14 protein-coding genes and 1 tRNA gene are annotated in these 16,490 nt (G+C 63.4%); all 15 read right to left on the reverse strand.

The features are described 5' to 3' along the window. Positions 1–2: 2 nt before the first annotated feature. Positions 3–467 (reverse strand): NADH-quinone oxidoreductase subunit NuoE, encoded by a 465-nt coding sequence (gene nuoE, locus K5554_RS01115; RefSeq protein WP_221039345.1) that lies wholly within the window; start codon positions 465–467, stop codon positions 3–5. 264 nt (positions 468–731) lie between these two features. Further along, entirely contained in the window at positions 732–1,037 is a 306-nt protein-coding gene (locus K5554_RS01120) for a DUF6506 family protein (RefSeq protein ID WP_221039346.1), read from the reverse strand. Between the two features lie 78 nt (positions 1,038–1,115). Next, on the reverse strand, positions 1,116–2,504 hold the full coding sequence (gene lpdA, locus K5554_RS01125) for a dihydrolipoyl dehydrogenase (protein ID WP_221039347.1): 1,389 nt from the start codon (positions 2,502–2,504) through the stop codon (positions 1,116–1,118). Positions 2,505–2,601: 97 nt separating this feature from the next. After that, positions 2,602–3,963 (reverse strand): 2-oxo acid dehydrogenase subunit E2, encoded by a 1,362-nt coding sequence (locus K5554_RS14535; RefSeq protein ID WP_221039348.1) that lies wholly within the window; start codon positions 3,961–3,963, stop codon positions 2,602–2,604. 62 nt (positions 3,964–4,025) lie between these two features. Next, positions 4,026–4,997, reverse strand: a complete 972-nt coding sequence (locus K5554_RS01135) for an alpha-ketoacid dehydrogenase subunit beta (protein WP_255565451.1) — start codon at positions 4,995–4,997, stop codon at positions 4,026–4,028. 13 nt (positions 4,998–5,010) lie between these two features. Further along, the gene (locus tag K5554_RS01140) at positions 5,011–5,964 is read right to left on the reverse strand and encodes a thiamine pyrophosphate-dependent dehydrogenase E1 component subunit alpha (protein ID WP_255565452.1); all 954 of its coding nucleotides are present in this window, start codon (positions 5,962–5,964) and stop codon (positions 5,011–5,013) included. A gap of 249 nt (positions 5,965–6,213) precedes the next feature. Further along, positions 6,214–8,199: a sigma-54-dependent Fis family transcriptional regulator gene (locus K5554_RS01145; protein WP_221039350.1), complete on the reverse strand. Its 1,986-nt coding sequence runs from the start codon at positions 8,197–8,199 to the stop codon at positions 6,214–6,216. A 49-nt stretch (positions 8,200–8,248) separates the two neighbouring features. Further along, on the reverse strand, positions 8,249–8,992 hold the full coding sequence (locus K5554_RS01150; RefSeq protein ID WP_221039351.1) for an NAD-dependent deacylase: 744 nt from the start codon (positions 8,990–8,992) through the stop codon (positions 8,249–8,251). A 71-nt stretch (positions 8,993–9,063) separates the two neighbouring features. After that, positions 9,064–9,741 (reverse strand): lipoyl(octanoyl) transferase LipB, encoded by a 678-nt coding sequence (lipB, locus tag K5554_RS01155; protein ID WP_221039352.1) that lies wholly within the window; start codon positions 9,739–9,741, stop codon positions 9,064–9,066. Further along, positions 9,731–10,648: a lipoyl synthase gene (gene lipA / locus K5554_RS01160; RefSeq protein WP_370636928.1), complete on the reverse strand. Its 918-nt coding sequence runs from the start codon at positions 10,646–10,648 to the stop codon at positions 9,731–9,733. Before lipA ends, lipB begins: the two co-directional genes overlap by 11 nt. After that, positions 10,645–11,652 (reverse strand): NAD(+)/NADH kinase, encoded by a 1,008-nt coding sequence (locus tag K5554_RS01165; protein WP_221039353.1) that lies wholly within the window; start codon positions 11,650–11,652, stop codon positions 10,645–10,647. Before K5554_RS01165 ends, lipA begins: the two co-directional genes overlap by 4 nt. Then, positions 11,649–12,014 carry a Lin0512 family protein gene (locus tag K5554_RS01170; protein ID WP_221039354.1) on the reverse strand — a complete coding sequence of 122 codons (366 nt, stop codon included), beginning with the start codon at positions 12,012–12,014 and terminating at the stop codon, positions 11,649–11,651. The genes K5554_RS01165 and K5554_RS01170 overlap by 4 nt, the downstream gene beginning before the upstream one ends. A 158-nt stretch (positions 12,015–12,172) precedes the next feature. Beyond that, positions 12,173–13,030, reverse strand: a complete 858-nt coding sequence (locus K5554_RS01175; protein WP_221039355.1) for an Mrp/NBP35 family ATP-binding protein — start codon at positions 13,028–13,030, stop codon at positions 12,173–12,175. A gap of 1,005 nt (positions 13,031–14,035) precedes the next feature. After that, a tRNA-Lys gene (locus tag K5554_RS01180) sits at positions 14,036–14,111 on the reverse strand. A gap of 2,138 nt (positions 14,112–16,249) precedes the next feature. Continuing rightward, positions 16,250–16,387 (reverse strand): hypothetical protein, encoded by a 138-nt coding sequence (locus K5554_RS01185; RefSeq protein WP_221039356.1) that lies wholly within the window; start codon positions 16,385–16,387, stop codon positions 16,250–16,252. Positions 16,388–16,490 lie beyond the last annotated feature (103 nt).

Raw genomic sequence — 16,490 nt, forward strand, 5'->3', positions numbered from 1 at the left:
GCTTACAACTCCCGCAGCAGTTTTTCGACCTTGTCCGGCGTCATCTGGCCGTAGGTATCGTCGCCGATGACCACCACCGGCGCCAGGGCGCAGGCCCCCAGGCAGTTCACCGTCTCCAGGGTGAAACGCCCGTCGGGGGTGGTCTCCCCCGGCTTAATGCCCAGGACCTCTTCGAGGCGCTCCAGCACCGCCGGGCTGCCCCGCAGGTGGCAGGCCGTACCCAGGCAGGTACGGATCACCCGTTCCCCGCGCGGCTTGAGGGTGAGCGCCTTGTAGAAGGTAGCGACGCTGTAGACCCGGCTCTCCGGCACCGCCAGGTACTGTGCCACCTCTTTGAGGGCCGCACGCGGCAGGTAGTGGTAGCTCTCCTGGAGGTCAAGGAGGATCGCCAGAAGTTCCCCCGGCCGGCGCGGGTGCCGCTCGAGGATCCCGGCCACTTCGGCCCCTTGACTTTCCGCTGGCACCATGCTGTCACTTCCTTTAGGGGTTCGCTGCGCAAAGCAAAAGGTACCCTCTTTTGAAAGAGTACCTTCCTTTGCCAATGGCAGGCCGAGGGATTGCTCCCCGACCCTGACGTTTGCCCTTCCCGGAGGGAAGCGGCAAATCGGAAGTAACTTTCTGAAGTTATTGCTTCTTTAAGATTATATTAGCGACGGCGGGCGAAAATCCTGCCTACTGAAATATTAAAAATCAGTAAGTTTAGCACAGAGAGCCGGGGGTGTACCCCGGCCTCAGGCGAAAAGCTCATCCCCGCTCCGGCCCTCCAAACCCGGGTGGCAGTCGAAACGGACCACCCCCACCTTGGCCCGGCCGGCCACGGCGCGGGCAACCCGCGCCGCACCCTCATGGCCGAACCCGCCGCACAGTTCAACCGCCTTGACGCCGGCGGCCGCAAGCTCGGCCGCCGTCTGCTCGGCGGCGCCGTAATCCGGCACCCCCACCACGGTAAGCTCCACCTCCGGCGAGGGCACCACGGCCCGGTTCACCTGGGGGTCGGCACCGGGGGCGACAAAGATGAAGGCTGCTTTGAGTGCCATTTTTCTCCCTCCTTGCGCTTTGGTGAGCCTTACAGTTACAGTCCAACACCTGCCCGCCTGCGGTCCGCGCCCACGCTGCTAGTTGGGGATGTGCAGGGCCCGCCCTTGAGCCGCCAGGCAGGCTTCGCCCAGGGCCTCGCTCACCGTAGGGTGCGGGTGAACGGTGTGGGCCACCTCGTCCAGCGTGGCCTCTAGCCCGATGGCCAGCGCCGCCTCAGCGATGAGGTCCGTGGCCCGCGGCCCCAGGATGTGAACGCCCAGGATTTCGCCGTAGCGCGCATTGGCGATGACCTTCACCAGGCCCCGCCCGCCGTTTTCGATGAGGGCTTTCCCGTTGGCCGCGAGCGGAAACCTGCCCACCTTGATTTGGAAGCCCTGCTTGCGCGCCTCATCCTCCGTCAGCCCGACGCCGGCCACCTCCGGGCTGGTGTAGACGGCGCTGGGCACCGCCTTGTAGTCGACGCGGCGCTTTTTGCCGCCCAGGGCGTTTTCCACCGCCACCTCGCCCTCATAGAAGCCGACGTGGGCCAGCATGGTGCCGCCGATGGCGTCGCCGGCGGCGTAAACCCCGGGAAGGCTCGTCTCCAGGTACTCGTCGACCACAATCCGGCCGCGCTCGAGCTTTACTCCCGCCGCCTCGAGCCCGGCGGTTTTCGTAGCGGGGCGCCGCCCGGCGGCCACCAGGACCTTGTCCGCAGGGATTGTCTCTTCTTGCCCGCCCACTTCAATCTTCAGCGCAAGTCCGTCGGCCCTTTCCTCAATGGCCAAAACCTTGGCCGCCGTCTTGATGCTCAACCCGCGGTCAGTAAGAATACCGCGCAACTGAGCGGCCAGTTCGGCATCCACCGGCGGCAGAATCTCCGGCAGCATCTCGACAATGGTCACCCGGCTGCCGGCGGCGGCAAAGACGCTGGCCAGCTCGACGCCGATCACCCCGCCGCCGACAATGGCCAGGCGCGCCGGCACCTCCGGCAGGCTGAGCGCCGCATCGCTGTCGATCACGCCGGGAAGCTCCAGACCCGGAATGGGCGGCCGCGCCGGCTCCGACCCCAGGGCAAGGAGTACCCGGTCGGCGGTGAGCTCGGCGGCAGTGCCGCCCTCTGCCGTAACGCGTACCCGGCCCGGGCCGACGAGCCGGCCGCGCCCCGCGATCACTTTCACCCCTGCCCGCTTAAGGAGCGTACCCACGCCCTGTACCAGCTGGTTTACCACCGCCTCCTTGCGGGCCAAAAGACGCGGCCAGTTCAGGCGCAGCCCCTCCACCTCCAGGCCCAACCGGCCGGCCTCCTTGAGGGCAGCGAGAAGCTCGGTGGTGTGCAGCAGGGCCTTGGTGGGCATGCAGCCGACGTTGAGGCACGTGCCCCCCAGGCGCCTTCCCTCCACCAAGGTCACCGCGGCCCCCAGCCGGGCGGCGCGCAGCGCCCCCACGTATCCGGCCGGCCCGCCGCCGATAACTACAAGATGCATGGTCACTGCCTCCTTTTTCCAGGTGCCGGGCATCTGGGAACACAGACCTGACGCCATTCCTCTCCACCGGCTCCTCTACCAGCTCCCATACCTGCTCCTATGCCAGCTCCGGCCGCAGGCCGTAGGGATTCTCGAGGAGCTCGCGCACCCGGCCCAAGAACTCGGCGGCCACCGAACCGTCCACCAGGCGGTGATCGAAGCTAAGGCTCAAGGTCATGACCGGGCGCACCTCGATGACGCCGTTGACCACCACCGGCCGCTCCTTGATGCAGCCGACGCCCAAAATGGCGCTCTCCGGTTGGTTGATGATGGGCGTAAAGTGGTCCACACCGTACATGCCAAGATTGGTCACGGTAAAGGTGCTGCCGGCGGCCTCATCGGGTTTAAGCTGACCGCTTCGTGCCCGCTCGGCCAGGTCTTTTACCTCCCGCGCCACCGTCCGGATGTCTTTCTTGTCCGCCCGGCGTACCACCGGCACGATGAGCCCATCGGCAAGGGCCACCGCCACGCCCAGGTGCACCTCGGGGTGGTAAATGATCTCCGTTTCGGTGATCGTGGCGTTAATCAGGGGGAACTCGGTGAGCGCCCGCGCGGCCGCCTTGATGACGAGGTCGTTGAAGGAGACCTTCTCCTCCGGCGTCGCGGTGGCGTTGAGCTCGGCGCGAATCTGCTTGGCCCGGCTCATGTCCACTTCCATGTTAATGGTAACGTGAGGAGCGACGCTCCAGCTCTCCTTCATCCGCCGGGCGATCACGCGGCGCATGCCGGCCAGCGGCACCCGCTTCTCGGCCGGCTCGCTCTCTGCCAGAACCGCCGCCAGTACGTCCTCCTTGGTGATGCGCTTCCCGCCGGCGAGCTTGGCCAAGTCCACCCCCAGCTCCTGGGCCAGCCGCACGGCCGTGGGCGTGGCCCGCACCGGCGGTTCCTCCGCCGCCGGTGGGGCGGCCGGGGTCTCCGCGGGCACCGCCTTTTGGGCCGCGTAGGCCTCGACGTCTTTTTCGGTAATGCGCCCCTCAGGACCCGTTCCTGGAACCAGGCTCAGGTCCACGCCCTTCTCCCGCGCCAGGCGCTTGGCCGCCGGCGAGGCCTTCACCGGCCCGCCGCCGGCGCCCGCCGCTTCCGTCACGGCTGTCGGCGCGGCCGGCACGGTTGCAGCCGAACCGACTGCTTTTTCTTCCGCCGCCGGCGGCGCCGCACCTGCTCCCTCGGCCGGCAGGCTTTCCCCGGCCGCCAAGAGGTAACCGATGCGCCCGGCCACCGGCACGGTGCTTCCTTCCGGCACCAGGGTCTTCAGGATGCCGTCCCCCGGCGCCTCCACCTTGTTGGTAATTTTGTCCGTGGCTACCTCGAGGAGGGGCTCCCCCTTTTTTACCTCGCTCCCGTCCGGCTTAAGCCACGCCGTTATGGTGCCCTCGGTCATGGTAAGGCCCAGTTTGGGCATGACGATCTCCAGGGCCATGACAGTACTCCTTTCGGCCGTGCCGGGCACCTGGGAATACTTCCCAGGTGCCCGGCACCGGCTTAGATGATCTCTTTTACTGCAGCCACGATATCGTCCGTACCCGGCAGGACATATTTCTCCAGCACGCCGGCGAACGGTATGGGAGCCGGTTTGGCCCCCACGCGCTTGACCGGCGCGTCCAGGTAGTCCAGCGCCTTTTCGGCGATAATGGCGGCGATCTCCGCCCCGAAACCGGAGCGCGTGACCGCTTCGTGCGCGATCACCACGTGCCCGGTCTTCTGCACCGAGGCCAGGATGGTCTCTTCGTCGAGCGGAACCAGGGTGCGCGGGTCCACAACCTCGACGCTCACGCCCTCGGCCGCCAGCTTTTCCGCCGCCTCCAGCGCCCTCATCACCATGAGCGAGGTGGCCACCACGGTGACGTCGCCGCCCTCGCGCTTAACCTCGGCCCGGCCGAGCGGCACCACGTACTCACCTTCCGGGACCGCGTCTTTCACCGGGTAGAGCAGCTTGTGCTCGAAAAACATCACCGGGTTGTCATCGCGGATGGCCGCCGCGAGAAGCCCTTTGGCATCGGCCGGGGTGGAAGGCATAACCACCTTGAGCCCGGGCACATGGGTGAACCAGGCCTCCAGGCTCTGGGAGTGCTGCGCTGCGGCTGAAATGCCGCCGCCCACCGGCGCCCGCACCACCAGGGGAAGGCGTGCCTTGCCGCCGAACATATAGCGCATCTTGGCCGCCTGGTTCACCAGCTGGTCCATGCAGACGGTGAGAAAGTCGCAGAACATGATCTCCGGCACCGGCCGCATCCCCGTGGCCGCCGCACCCACGGCTGCGCCGATAATGGCCGTTTCGGAAATCGGCGTGTCGCGCACCCGGTCCTCGCCGAACTCCTTCCACAGGTCACCGGTAACGCCGAAGCAACCGCCGAACCGCCCCACGTCCTCACCCAAAACAAACACGCTGGGATCGCGCCGCATCTCCAGGCGCAGCGCCTCCCGCACCGCTTCCGCGTATGTCAGTTCCCGCACCTTTTCCACCTCCCTATGCATACACGTCTTCCAGAGCTTCCTGGGGCTCCGGCAGCGGGCTCTCCTCGGCGAAGCGCACCGCAGCCTCAACCTCAGCGGCCGCTTCGGCATCGATCTCCTCTGCCTCGGTTTCGCTCAGAATGCCCATCTCCAGCAGGTGCTTCTTAAAGCGCGCAATGGGGCAGCGCTCCTTCCACTCCTGCACCTCTTTTTCCGACCGGTAAACGGTGGGATCGCCCTCGAAGTGCCCGCGCCAGCGGTAGGTCTTAGCCTCAACGAGGGTGGGCCCTTCGCCCGAGCGCGCGCGCTTCACGGCCTCACCCACCGCCTCGTACACGGCCATGATGTCGTTGCCGTCCACCACCACGCCGGGAATCCCGTAGGCTACGGCGCGGTCGGCCACATCGGCGATGTGCTGGTGCTTCGATTGATGAAGCGAAATGCCGTACTGATTGTTCTCGCAGATGAAGACGACGGGCAGCTTCCAGATGGAGGCCAGGTTAAGCCCCTCGTGGAAGGTGGTCTGGTTGGACGCGCCGTCGCCGAAGAAGCACACGGTCACCTGGTCGGTGCCGCGCAGTTTGGCCGAAAGCCCCGCCCCCGGCGCGATGCTGAGGCCGCCGCCGACGATGCCGTTGGCGCCCAGAATGCCCATGTCCACGTCGGCGATGTGCATGGAGCCACCCTTGCCCTTGCAGTAGCCCGTCTCCTTGCCGAAGAGCTCGGCCATCATCAGCTTCATGTCCCCGCCCTTGGCCAGGCAGTGGCCGTGACCGCGGTGGGTGCTGGTGATGAAGTCGTCCTGGCGCAGGTTGGCGCAGGCTCCTACGGCCGTAGCCTCCTCGCCGATATAAAGATGCACGAACCCGGGGATGCGCCCCTGGGCAAAAAGCTCGGAAACCTTGGTCTCAAACTGGCGAATCCGTACCATTTGCCGGTACATCCCGATCAGCTTTTCTTTTTCCATAGTAGGCACCTCCTTTTCCCTTGCACTCCGCAAGCCGAAGCGGTCGCTCTGCCTCCCCACCCCCCCTCACACCGTGTGCCGCACCTGTTTTACACAGTTGCATGAGGCGTACCAGGTCGAGATCCCCCAGCGACCGGCTCTTCTCCAACATAAAAAAACACCGCTGTCTCAGCCTGAAACAGCGGCAGTATTCGCAGAAAGCGGTATTCACAGAAAAGGCTGCAGGACAGGGGGTGCTACAACTTTATCTCACCGTGAGACGCTGTGTCGTCCTGGAACAACATCCTCCGGCCGCAGACGCCAGCGCTCCAGGCGGCGGTAAAGGGTGGCCCGCCCGATGCCCAGCTGGCGTGCCGCCTGGGAAATGTTCCCCCGGCAGAGCACCAGGGCATGCAGAATGGCCTCCTTTTCCGCCTCCTCGAGGGGTGTCAGACCCACCTTCGGCGCATCCCCCCGGCCGGTTACCGTGCTGGGTAGGTGCTCCAGCTTTACCGGCCCTGTGGCGAGGTGCGCCGCCCGCTCGAGAACGTTCTCCAGCTCGCGCACGTTACCGGGCCAGGTGTAAGCGGCCAGCGCCGCCTCCGCTTCGCGCGTCAGGGCAAGCTCCAATTTGCCTAGACGCTTCTTCAGGTCCTCCAGCAAATAACGTGCCACAAGAGGTATGTCCTCCGGGCGTTCGCGCAGGGCAGGCAGGTGAATTTCGATGACGTTGAGGCGGTAGTACAGGTCGCTCCGGAAGTTGCCCCGTACCACTTCCCGCGCCAGATCGCGGTTGGTGGCGGCGATCACCCGTACATCCACCGGAATCTCCTCCCGCCCGCCCAGGCGCACCACCTTTTTTTCCTGGAGTACGCGGAGGAAGCGCACCTGCATCTCCAGCGGCATCTCCCCCACTTCATCCAGGAAGATGGTGCCGCCGTCGGCCAGCTCGAATTTGCCTGGGCGGCCTTCCTTCCTAGCCCCCGTAAACGCCCCGCCCTCGTAACCGAAGAGTTCGCTCTCGATGAGCTCGCGGGGCAGGGCGCCGCAGTTGATGGCCACGAACGGTCCCCGGGCCCGGGCGCTGGCGTTGTGGATGGCCTGGGCCACCATCTCCTTGCCGGTGCCGGTTTCGCCCTGGATGAGAACGGCCAGGGAGGTGGCGGCCGCCTGGTGCGCCAGTTGAAGGGCTGAGCGCAAGGCCGGGGCGGAACCGATGATGTCTTCAAAGGTAAAGTTGGCCTGATAACCGGCCAGCCGGCCGGCCAGCCGGTGCACGCTCCGGCTTTCCCGCAGGGTGATGACAAGGCCCTCTAAACGGCCGCTCGTTCCCATGATGGTGCAGATGGTGCTCGTGCAGTGAATCCGGCCGCGGGCAGTGAGGAGCACCGTTTCGTGGTCACTGCAGCCGGGATCTCCCTCTAGGGCGCGCAAGAGGCGGACCGGGTTGGCAACAAATTCCTTCAGAAAACGCCCTGCGAGTTGAATCGGTGGGAGACCGAAAAGTGCCGCGGCAGCGCTGTTAACCTGGGTGATCCTTCCCTCCGAGTTTACCGTCAGCAGGCCTTCGGAGATGGAGCTGAAGGTGGAGGTGAGGAGGTTGTTGCTGAGCTCCAGCTCCCGGCTGGCTTTTTCCCAGCGCAGCCCGTTTTCAATGGCGCGTGCCGCCGCCACCACCATCCCCAGGGTGTGGGAGTGAACCAACCCGCAGGGCCCGGTCATATTTAGGATGCCGTAAACGCCGCCGTCCGGCCCCAGGATGGGCGCTGCCGAACACGTCCAGGGATGGTGCAGGCGGCAGTAGTGCTCCTCTGCCCACACCTGCAGCGGTGCTCGCATTTTGAGCGCCGTCCCGATGGCATTCGTACCCACCGTTTCCTCCACCCACTGGGCTCCGGGCACAAAGTTGAGTTCGCGGGTGTTTTTGGCCACCTGTGGGTCCCCAAGCACCTCAAGGAGGTATCCTTCCGCATCGGCCAGGATGACGATGAAGCCGCTCCCCACCACCTGCAGCAGGTCCTCCATGAAGGGCCGCGCCAGGCGAATGAGCGCGGCATTTTTCCGCCGGCGTGCCTTCAGGTGCGCTTCCGGCAGGCGTGGTCCCTTTCCCCCGTACGGGTTTACGCCGGCCCGGCGGCACCGCTGCCAGGAAGCAGCGATCGCCTCCCGCACGGCGTCTTCGATGAGGATGCCGCTCTCCACGAAACGCTGCCAGGCGAGAGCGATCTCCCGCCGCGGCGAGGAAGTCGCCTGCACAAGAAGCCCCCCTTCTGCCAAGCTGGCCGTTCCCGGTGCCCGGCTTGTCCTAAGCCAGGTTCAATTCCCGAAGAACAGCGGACAGGGTGTCTCCCGCTCCGCCGGAGAGGACCACATCGGCCCGGCCGTCGGCCGGGGTAGGTTCCCGGTTGACAATGGCCAGGTGCGGTGTCTGGAAGGCCAGTGAGTTGGCCGGCGACACCGTAAGGCTGGATCCGACCACCAGCACCAGGCTGCTCCTCTCCACCGCGGCCACGGCCTGGCTGAAAGCCGCCGGCATCATGTCGCCGAAGAGCACCACATCCGGGCGCACCCGGCCACCGCACTCCGAGCAGTGGGGAATGGGCTCTTTTTTCAGCTGCGCCAGGGCTTCGCTCATGGGGTAGGTGCGGCCGCAGCTTTGGCAGTGCACCGTCCTGAGGTGCCCGTGCACCTCGTAAACCGTGCGCGAGCCTGCCTTCTGGTGCAGGCCGTCGATGTTCTGCGTAATGACGCCTGTGATAAAGCCCGCCGCTTCCAACTTGGCCAGGGCCAGGTGCCCGGCGTTGGGCTGGGCCGCCAGGGTGGGCCCGAAGACCTCGGCGAAGTACTGCCAGAACGTCTCCGGTCGCGCGTAGAGGGCGTCCACCGAAAGATACTCCATGGGATCAATCCGGTTCCAGAGCCCGGTTCCCGGGCTGCGAAAGTCCGGGATGCCGCTTTCGGTGGAAATGCCCGCCCCGGTAAGGGCGACAGCGTGGCCCTTGTTGGCAGCCAGAAGTTCAGCTAAAGAACGGACGTCTGTATCTGCCATAACCGTCATCTCCCTGTCTATATTATACCAAAGCAGTATTCGGCAGGGAGGTAACGGTTTCCTCTTCTTCCTTATCCTTCTGAACCTACAGGCTGCCTTCCGGCGGACGGGGCCAACGTCAGGCCGAATACGTCGGCAAAGTGGTGAACGACGTGCGGGATGACCTCGAAAAGCTCGACCGGCCGCCCGAGGAGCCGCGCCAACGATGTTACCCCGTACTGGCTGATCCCGCAGGGGACGATGAGGCCGAAATGATCCAGGTTGGGGTCGACGTTGAAGGCGAAGCCATGAAAGCTCACCCAGTGCTCCACGGCCACGCCGATGGCCGCCACCTTTTCCTCTCCCACCCAGACCCCCGTATAGGGTGGGAAGCGCCGGCCGGCGACGCCGAAATCGGCCAGGGCGCGGATCAGCACCTCCTCGTAGTTCCGGAGCAGCAGGTGCAGGTCCCGCCCGTGGCGGTTGAGGTTGAGGATGGGGTAGCCCACCAGCTGGCCCGGGCCGTGGTAGGTTACATCGCCGCCCCGCTCCACCGCAAACACCGAGATGCCCTGCTCTGCCAGGGCTGCCTCTTTAAAGAGCAGGTGCTCCCTCTTCGCCGTCCGGCCCAGGGTGATCACCGGGTCGTGTTCCACAAGAAGGAGGGTGTCCGGCTCCTCGCCCCGGCGCACCTTCGCCACCAGCTCCTTTTGCTGCTTCAGGGCCGCACCGTACTCCAGCCGGCCGAGCCACACAGCTTTAGCGTGCACCCTGCCCGTCTCCTTTCCCTGGCACGGGGGCGGCACGCCCCGCCAGGGCGGCCACCGCCTCCGCGGCACGGTAGGAGCTGCGCACCAAGGGCCCCGCGGCGACAAAGGCAAAGCCGGCGGCACAGGCCTCCTTTTCCCAGCGCGCGAACTCCTCCAGCGGTACGTAGCGCACGATGGGCAGGTGCCGGGGGGAAGGCTGCAGGTACTGGCCGATGGTGACAATGTCACAGCCGGCAGCCTTGAGGTCGGAAAGCACCTGCCGCACTTCCGCCCCCGTCTCGCCCAGGCCGAGCATAAACCCCGATTTGGTGAACACCCCGGGAGCAATTTCCTTGGCCAGCGTCAGGACGGCCACCGAGCGGCGGTAATCCGCCCCCGGGCGCACTTTGCGGTACAGGGACGGCACCGTCTCCACGTTGTGCCCGAACACCGTAACCCCCGCTGCCAGCACCGTCTCGATGGCCGCCCGGTTGCCTTTAAAGTCCGGCACCAGGACCTCCACGCTGGTCTCCGGGCAGCACCGGTGGACGGCGGCGATGCAGGCGGCGAAGTGCCCCGCCCCGCCGTCGGCCAGGTCGTCGCGCGTCACCGAGGTGATCACCACGTGCTTGAGGCCGAGCGCCGCCACCGCCTGCGCCAGGTTCTCCGGTTCCGCCGGGTCGGGCGGCAGGGGGGACCCGCCGGGCACGTTGCAGAAGCGGCAGCCCCGGGTGCAGGTGTCGCCCAGAATGAGAAAGGTGGCCGTGCGGTGCGCAAAGCACTCTCCGGCGTTGGGGCAGGCCGCGCCTTCGCAGATGGTGTGGAGCGACAGCCCCTGAAAGAGCTCCTGCAGCCGCTCCAGGGTGCCCGGGGCGGGTGCCTTCAGCGTCAGCCAGGGCGGACGCGCTTTAATTTCCGGCAGATTCATACCGGCATCTCCTTTAGCGCAAATATTCCCTTCTGCTGGGCCTCTTGGAGCGCCAGCGGTATGTCCACCACGCAGGGCCCGGCAGCGGAAAGAACAATCTCCACCTCTTCACCGGCCCGCACCAGCACCTCGCGCTCGCCGTCCAGGGCCAGCAGCCGGGGACCGGCGTCCACCCGGACGCCCTCACCCAGCGCCAGGCGTCGCCAGCGCTTCACCGACACCGGGGCAAAAAGGCCCGGTGCCACCGGGGCCAGCACCGGCTCGGCCGCCGCGTCCCGTCCTAGTTCCATATAAAGCCCGGTCGGCTCCTCGGGCCGCACAGGGGCGAGGCACCCGCCGACGGCCGAAAGGCCGATGGTGTGCGGCTCGCAGCGGGTACAGACGATGGCCCGGATGCGCTCCACGTCCCAGAGCGCCCGCGAGGCAACGAAGGTATCATCGGTCACCACGGCGTCCACTAGCGCCAGGTCCCGCCAGCCCTCCGGGCCAATGATGTCCAGCTTTTTGGCCCGGTGCACGGCGCCGCTCCGCCCGGTGGCCACCGCCCCGGCGGCCAGCCCGGCCACGGTCCCCTCCACCATCACCGGGAAAACGTTGTTGGTACCGGTGGAGACGGGCACCAGGGGCACGTCGCCGCAGCCCTTGGCGGCCGCGCGGCAGGTCCCGTCGCCGCCCAGCACGACCATGGCGCCTACACCGGCTTCCCGCAGCAGCCGGGCGGCCAGCGTGGAATCGGCACCCCCGTGGCCGATCTCCATCTCAAGAAACGAGACGCGGGGCCTGAGGCGCCTCTGCCCCAGGCCGTCCAGGGCCCGCTGCCCAATCCCGTAAGTGTCGGGCATTATCAGCACCTCGTCCACCCCGGCCGCCTCCAGGCCGAGGAGAAGGCGGCGGACAATGCTCACCTTTTCCTCGTTATCGAAGACCGAGCCAAAGGCCACCAGGCGCCGGATGTCTTTGCCCGAGGCCGGGTTGGCGATGATGCCTACTTTGCCCCCCGTCATTCGCCGACCTCCAACCATACCGTCACCGCCGCGTTGGCCATGAGGATCTCCGGCGTGGCGTCGCCCAACTCCGGGAGAACCATGCCCTCTGTCACCAGGCCGCCGGGAACCACCTCGAGCGACTTCCGGCCGAAGGGGATCACCGCCAGCACCTCGTCGGGGCGCACCCGCTCCGGGTACGGCACGGCCACCTTTACCTTAACCACCATGGCGTTGAAGTCCGTGAGGCCGACAATCTCCCTCAGCCCCGTCAGGTAGCTGTGGGAGATGGCATCCTTCACCGCTTTCTGCGCCGCCCGGGTCGGGTCCTGGCCGTGCTGGTCGATCCCGGTACCGAGTTCAATGAGATAGCGTTTGAGCATCGTAGGCCCCCCTCGTGGTCTTTACCTTTTTAAATGCAAGTAGCATACCAAAAAACTTAAACCAGCGAAGATTTCCCCATCCAAGCGGGAAAATCCTGCTGGCAAGTAAATACAGCAGGAAGCCGCCCGCCAGGAACGGCTTCCTTGTGTCTCTTTGTTCAGTGGGCCGGACGTGCGCCCTTCTCCAAACGCAGCAAAAAGTCCACCGGGAAATCCGCCTGGTACCGCTCTATCTCTCCCCTGTCGCCCACCTCCGCCAGCTTTGGATCGACCGGGAACGACCCCAGGTACGGGAGGCCCAGCTCTTTAGAAACCGCAGCTGCCCGGCTGGGACCGAAGAGCTCGATCTTCTCCCCGCAGTGGGGGCAGGCAAGATACGCCATGTTCTCAACCAGGCCTAAAACCGGTACGTTCAGCATTGCCGCCATTTTAACGGCCTTTTTGACCACCATGATGGCCAGCTCCTGGGGCGAAGAGACGATGATAATCCCATCCAGCGGCAGCGACTGCAGAACCGTGAGCGGAGCATCACCGGTGCCGGGGGGCAAGTCAATCACCAGGTAGTCGAGATCCCCCCAGATGACATCGGTCCAGAACTGCCGGACCGCCCCGGCGATCAGCGGCCCCCGCCAGATGACGGGGTCGTCCTCGTGCGGCAGCAAGAGGTTAAGCGACATCACCCTGATGCCCAGGAGGGTCTTGGGCGGGATAATGCCCATGGGCGAGGAAACCGGCTGTTCCTTGAGCCCGAAGAGCTTGGGTATGCTGGGGCCGGTGATGTCTGCGTCCAGAATCCCAACCGCCTGCTGCTCTTTGGCGAGGGCGGCAGCCAGGAGCGCTGTCACCGTGGATTTGCCGACGCCGCCTTTACCGCTCATCACCGCAATGGTATGCTTGATCGAGCTTTGTTCGGGCTGCGGCAGTTTCTCCAAAGGAGCAGGCTTTTCCTTTACCGGTGCCTGCCGTGCCGTATCTTGACCGGTCACGCCGGCGCCACATGTTTTGTCTGCGGCCATTTGTTTGCCTCCCGTCCAGCTGCGTGTCATTTAACATCGCTCTTTATTACCCTAACACCCGGCCGACGTTTTCCCGGGGGGCGGCCAGGGCCTGGGTACCGGGCCCGGTGCCCCCCGCCCCCCGTCGGCCGGCCGCGCGGCGACGGCCTCCACCAGTTCGCGGTCAAAGAGAATGCACCCGGGGCACCAAACCGGCAGGCCTCAGCGCAAGCGCCGCACCCTTTCCACCTCCGGCACCCCCTACAGTTGCTACCCAAGCGGCCGCGACGCGATGCAACCGTCCTCACCGGCCTCTTGCCTTCCGGGGCCCTAGGCTCAATAGTAGTATACCCAAATTAATGAACATATGTCAATTACTTGGAGAAAAAATTTTCCCTGGTCGGGAAATCCTTACACCCCAGGCTTGTTCCCGGTCGGTCATCTTCATCCTCCCTGATGCGCATTAGGTCCTCTACGAGGTCGCGGCAGTTCTTCCACCTGCCGGCTACAGACGCAACTACTCCCTTTGTTTTCTGGGGCGTCACAGGTTCAACGGTGATTTTGTTCGCCCGCGCGGGCACAACGTCAGCTACCAGCTGATGCTGAGGATGCATATGATCGGCCCGTGGTCCGACATTCTGTGTTCGCCTTCGAAAGCGCGCCACACCTCGCTTCCCGGGTATTTTTCCGCCCGGGTTGTGTTCGCTCCTGCGGCCTGTGTTCACATTGGCCATCTCCGATACCAAAAAACCGCGCCCCTGCTGAATACGCCCATCACGTACGAAAGCTACCAGGTGCTGTGGCGGAAGGCAGGGCGGACGGTAAAGAGCGCGCCGCCAAGAGCCCGGACACTCTGCTTACCCAAGAGAAGCAGGAAAAAAGGAGCCCTACGGGCCGCCAAACCCGTAAGGCTCTCATGATGACCTGTGAATGAAACCGGGGACCATACTCCCCGGTTTTTCCTTGCCTTGGAAGTGCACTGCAGTAATCACGGTATATGGGAAAGGCCGAAAGCCTTGGTATGTCTGGTGGGCCATGTAGGCTTCGAACCCACGACACCCTGATTAAGAGTCAGGTGCTCTACCAGCTGAGCTAATGGCCCACCTCACTGACGTCACTCATTTTAGCACAAGGCTGCTCACCTTGTCAACCCTTGCGTCGGCCCGGCAACAACACGCATCCGGTCGCCGCGCGTCACCCGGGAATGCGCTCACCTGCGCAAGCCTGGACTTGTTCCCGGGCCCGCCAGACCATCACCTGCCCCAGCTTGACGCCGACGTACCGGGGGCAGGCTTTACAACTTTCGGGACTAAACAGTCGTGTGCCCGTAAGGGAACAAAACCATTCCGTGCTCGAGCCATTGCGGCTAAGATGCCGTTTGGGCCGGAGATGAACGCAAAAGTGGTTCTCCAACAAACCCGGAATCGGGCAGCCGCCACAAGCCCAGCCTTCGTTCACGTCTCGGTACTTGACGAATTGTCCCGCAGCGCCACAGTGCAGCAGGTGCTCCTTATAGGCCGTAAGGAAGATGCAGTCGCTAAAGTGCATCCTCTGCCCTCCCCTCTTGGTTCTACTTCATCCTTATGAGGGGGACAGGCACTTTATGTTTTGGGAACAACTTCTTACAAAAGGTTAAGTTGAGCTTCCCAAAGCAAAAAACCCCCAAAGCGCCTGATTCTAGGATTCACGGCGACAGCAATAATAAACTCAGGGTTGGTTCACCCAGCCCTGCTAGACGAAAGGGATTTGGCAGGATGGGACCCCCTCCCTGCACACATTCTGCCACCAGACGATCCAACACATCCGTGTGGCCACGCAAAAAGGTTAAGATCCAGATCTTTGATCTTGAAGGGCGCTGCGGTCCCCCGTAATTAAGGCACTGCCGCGCTTATGTTACCTTCGGCGGTGGTATTCCCCTTTCCCGATAACCTTTGAATTCGCCTCGTCCCGCCGGTGTTCATAGTGCCTGCGGCCAAGAAAGTCCTCCACTTCCTGCTCCAAAACCTCTTGGAGCGGAGGAATAACCAGGCGGTCCTTATGCACCACGAGGGCGCGGCGGGGAAGCGCCGGGAAGGCGGGTTAGAGGAGGATTAGCTAGGGTGTTTAAGGTTTTTGGTGGCGACTTCCCCAAGAATACCGGGTTCGTGTCAACGTTCGGCCAATCTGCCATCAGCTGGGGCTCGGCAAAAGACTCGACCTAAAAGGCAATATTGAAAGGGTCAAGTTGGTGACAGAGGAAAACAAGAAGAAGTTCCTCTCAAGCGCCGGCTGGGGATTAGTCGGTGGAGCCCTACTGGGCCCTGTTGGTCTTGTAGCGGGCGCGCTCGCCGGAGGTAACAGGAAGGAAATATCCTTTGCGGTGTAACTTAAGGACGGACGGAAGTTCCTGGCGGTCGCGGATCCGAAGACTTACCAAAAGATTGTTGCGGCATCGATGTGAAGTCTACTTCCTGGGAACCGCTCAGTCCGAAGGAAGCAAAAGACAAAGGGGTGGGCAGAATGCTTTCTCGTTATGACCTCGAATTCCTGAAGGTTGTTCTTGAGGATCTGCGATACCTGGAAAATCATTGGTGCAACCAACAGCCCTCCGATGAAGAGATCCGCCGTAATACTACGGTGCTTAGACGCCTGTTGGTTGACAACGACCTGCAGAAAGCCTGGAAACTTTGTGGGTTTAGCAAAGAACCAAGGATCACGATCCCTAAACCGAGCACCTCCGTGAATCATCCCAATTTAGTATACGCACAAGAAGCAAGAGCTAACGTAGGCTGGGGAGTAATTGGGCAAGTACGCATCTACAATAAGACACTTAGTGACGATGAGATAAGGACGCACTACGAACATGATCGACAAACCCTCAATGAGCCTCCCGCATCCGTAGGCCTCAAAGCCTTCCTAAGATGGCCAAACTATAGTTGTTAATGGTCATAAACAAACTAGACGTGAGATACTTCAGTACGCAGCCAATAAGCTAGGCGGTCCACACTTTGACAAGAAGAATCGGGAACAAAACCTTGATTCTCTTCGGTTTCAGATTAGAATAGCTGACAGAGATCCGGTCTTTTTGGAAGTCCTATCCATGGCTCAGTTTTTGATGAGATCACAGGATATTCAGGCCCTAAAGACTAAGTGCGAACAAATGCTGAGTAATTATTAAAGGTGTTCGATATGCGGATCCATCCAGAACACAGATTCTGACCTCTGGGGAATCGTCTACAAGGGCGCCCATGGTCATTTCCACTAATCATCAGCGATGTCCTTACATACGAGCGACAGCAGTGCGTGCTCCTGCATGAACTTTGCCACGTGATAGAGCACATGCCCAAAGCCCGGTACACCATCGAAGCCGACCAGCAATACAGCATCGTCGAGCGCCAAGCTGACCTCACGGTACGAGAAGTTGCCATCTCCGCCGGAAAATAAGTTAGTCCGCAAGAAAGGCGTTATGCCCCTTATGACCAGGTTATACTTGACCTACTTA

Origin of the sequence: Gelria sp. Kuro-4 (assembly GCF_019668485.1) — a bacterium.
GTDB lineage: Bacteria > Bacillota > DTU030 > DUMP01 > DUMP01 > DUMP01.

Excerpts from the sequence above, each read along its gene's own strand:
- K5554_RS01150 (WP_221039351.1), bottom strand. The coding sequence starts at position 8,992 with ATGGCAGATACAGACGTCCGTTCTTTAGCTGAACTTCTGGCTGCCAAC.
- lpdA (WP_221039347.1), bottom strand. The coding sequence starts at position 2,504 with ATGCATCTTGTAGTTATCGGCGGCGGGCCGGCCGGATACGTGGGGGCG.
- nuoE (WP_221039345.1), bottom strand. The coding sequence starts at position 467 with ATGGTGCCAGCGGAAAGTCAAGGGGCCGAAGTGGCCGGGATCCTCGAG.
- K5554_RS01175 (WP_221039355.1), bottom strand. The coding sequence starts at position 13,030 with ATGGCCGCAGACAAAACATGTGGCGCCGGCGTGACCGGTCAAGATACG.
- K5554_RS01170 (WP_221039354.1), bottom strand. The coding sequence starts at position 12,014 with ATGCTCAAACGCTATCTCATTGAACTCGGTACCGGGATCGACCAGCAC.
- K5554_RS01140 (WP_255565452.1), bottom strand. The coding sequence starts at position 5,964 with ATGGAAAAAGAAAAGCTGATCGGGATGTACCGGCAAATGGTACGGATT.
- K5554_RS01120 (WP_221039346.1), bottom strand. The coding sequence starts at position 1,037 with ATGGCACTCAAAGCAGCCTTCATCTTTGTCGCCCCCGGTGCCGACCCC.
- lipA (WP_370636928.1), bottom strand. The coding sequence starts at position 10,648 with ATGAATCTGCCGGAAATTAAAGCGCGTCCGCCCTGGCTGACGCTGAAG.
- K5554_RS01165 (WP_221039353.1), bottom strand. The coding sequence starts at position 11,652 with ATGACGGGGGGCAAAGTAGGCATCATCGCCAACCCGGCCTCGGGCAAA.
- K5554_RS14535 (WP_221039348.1), bottom strand. The coding sequence starts at position 3,963 with ATGGCCCTGGAGATCGTCATGCCCAAACTGGGCCTTACCATGACCGAG.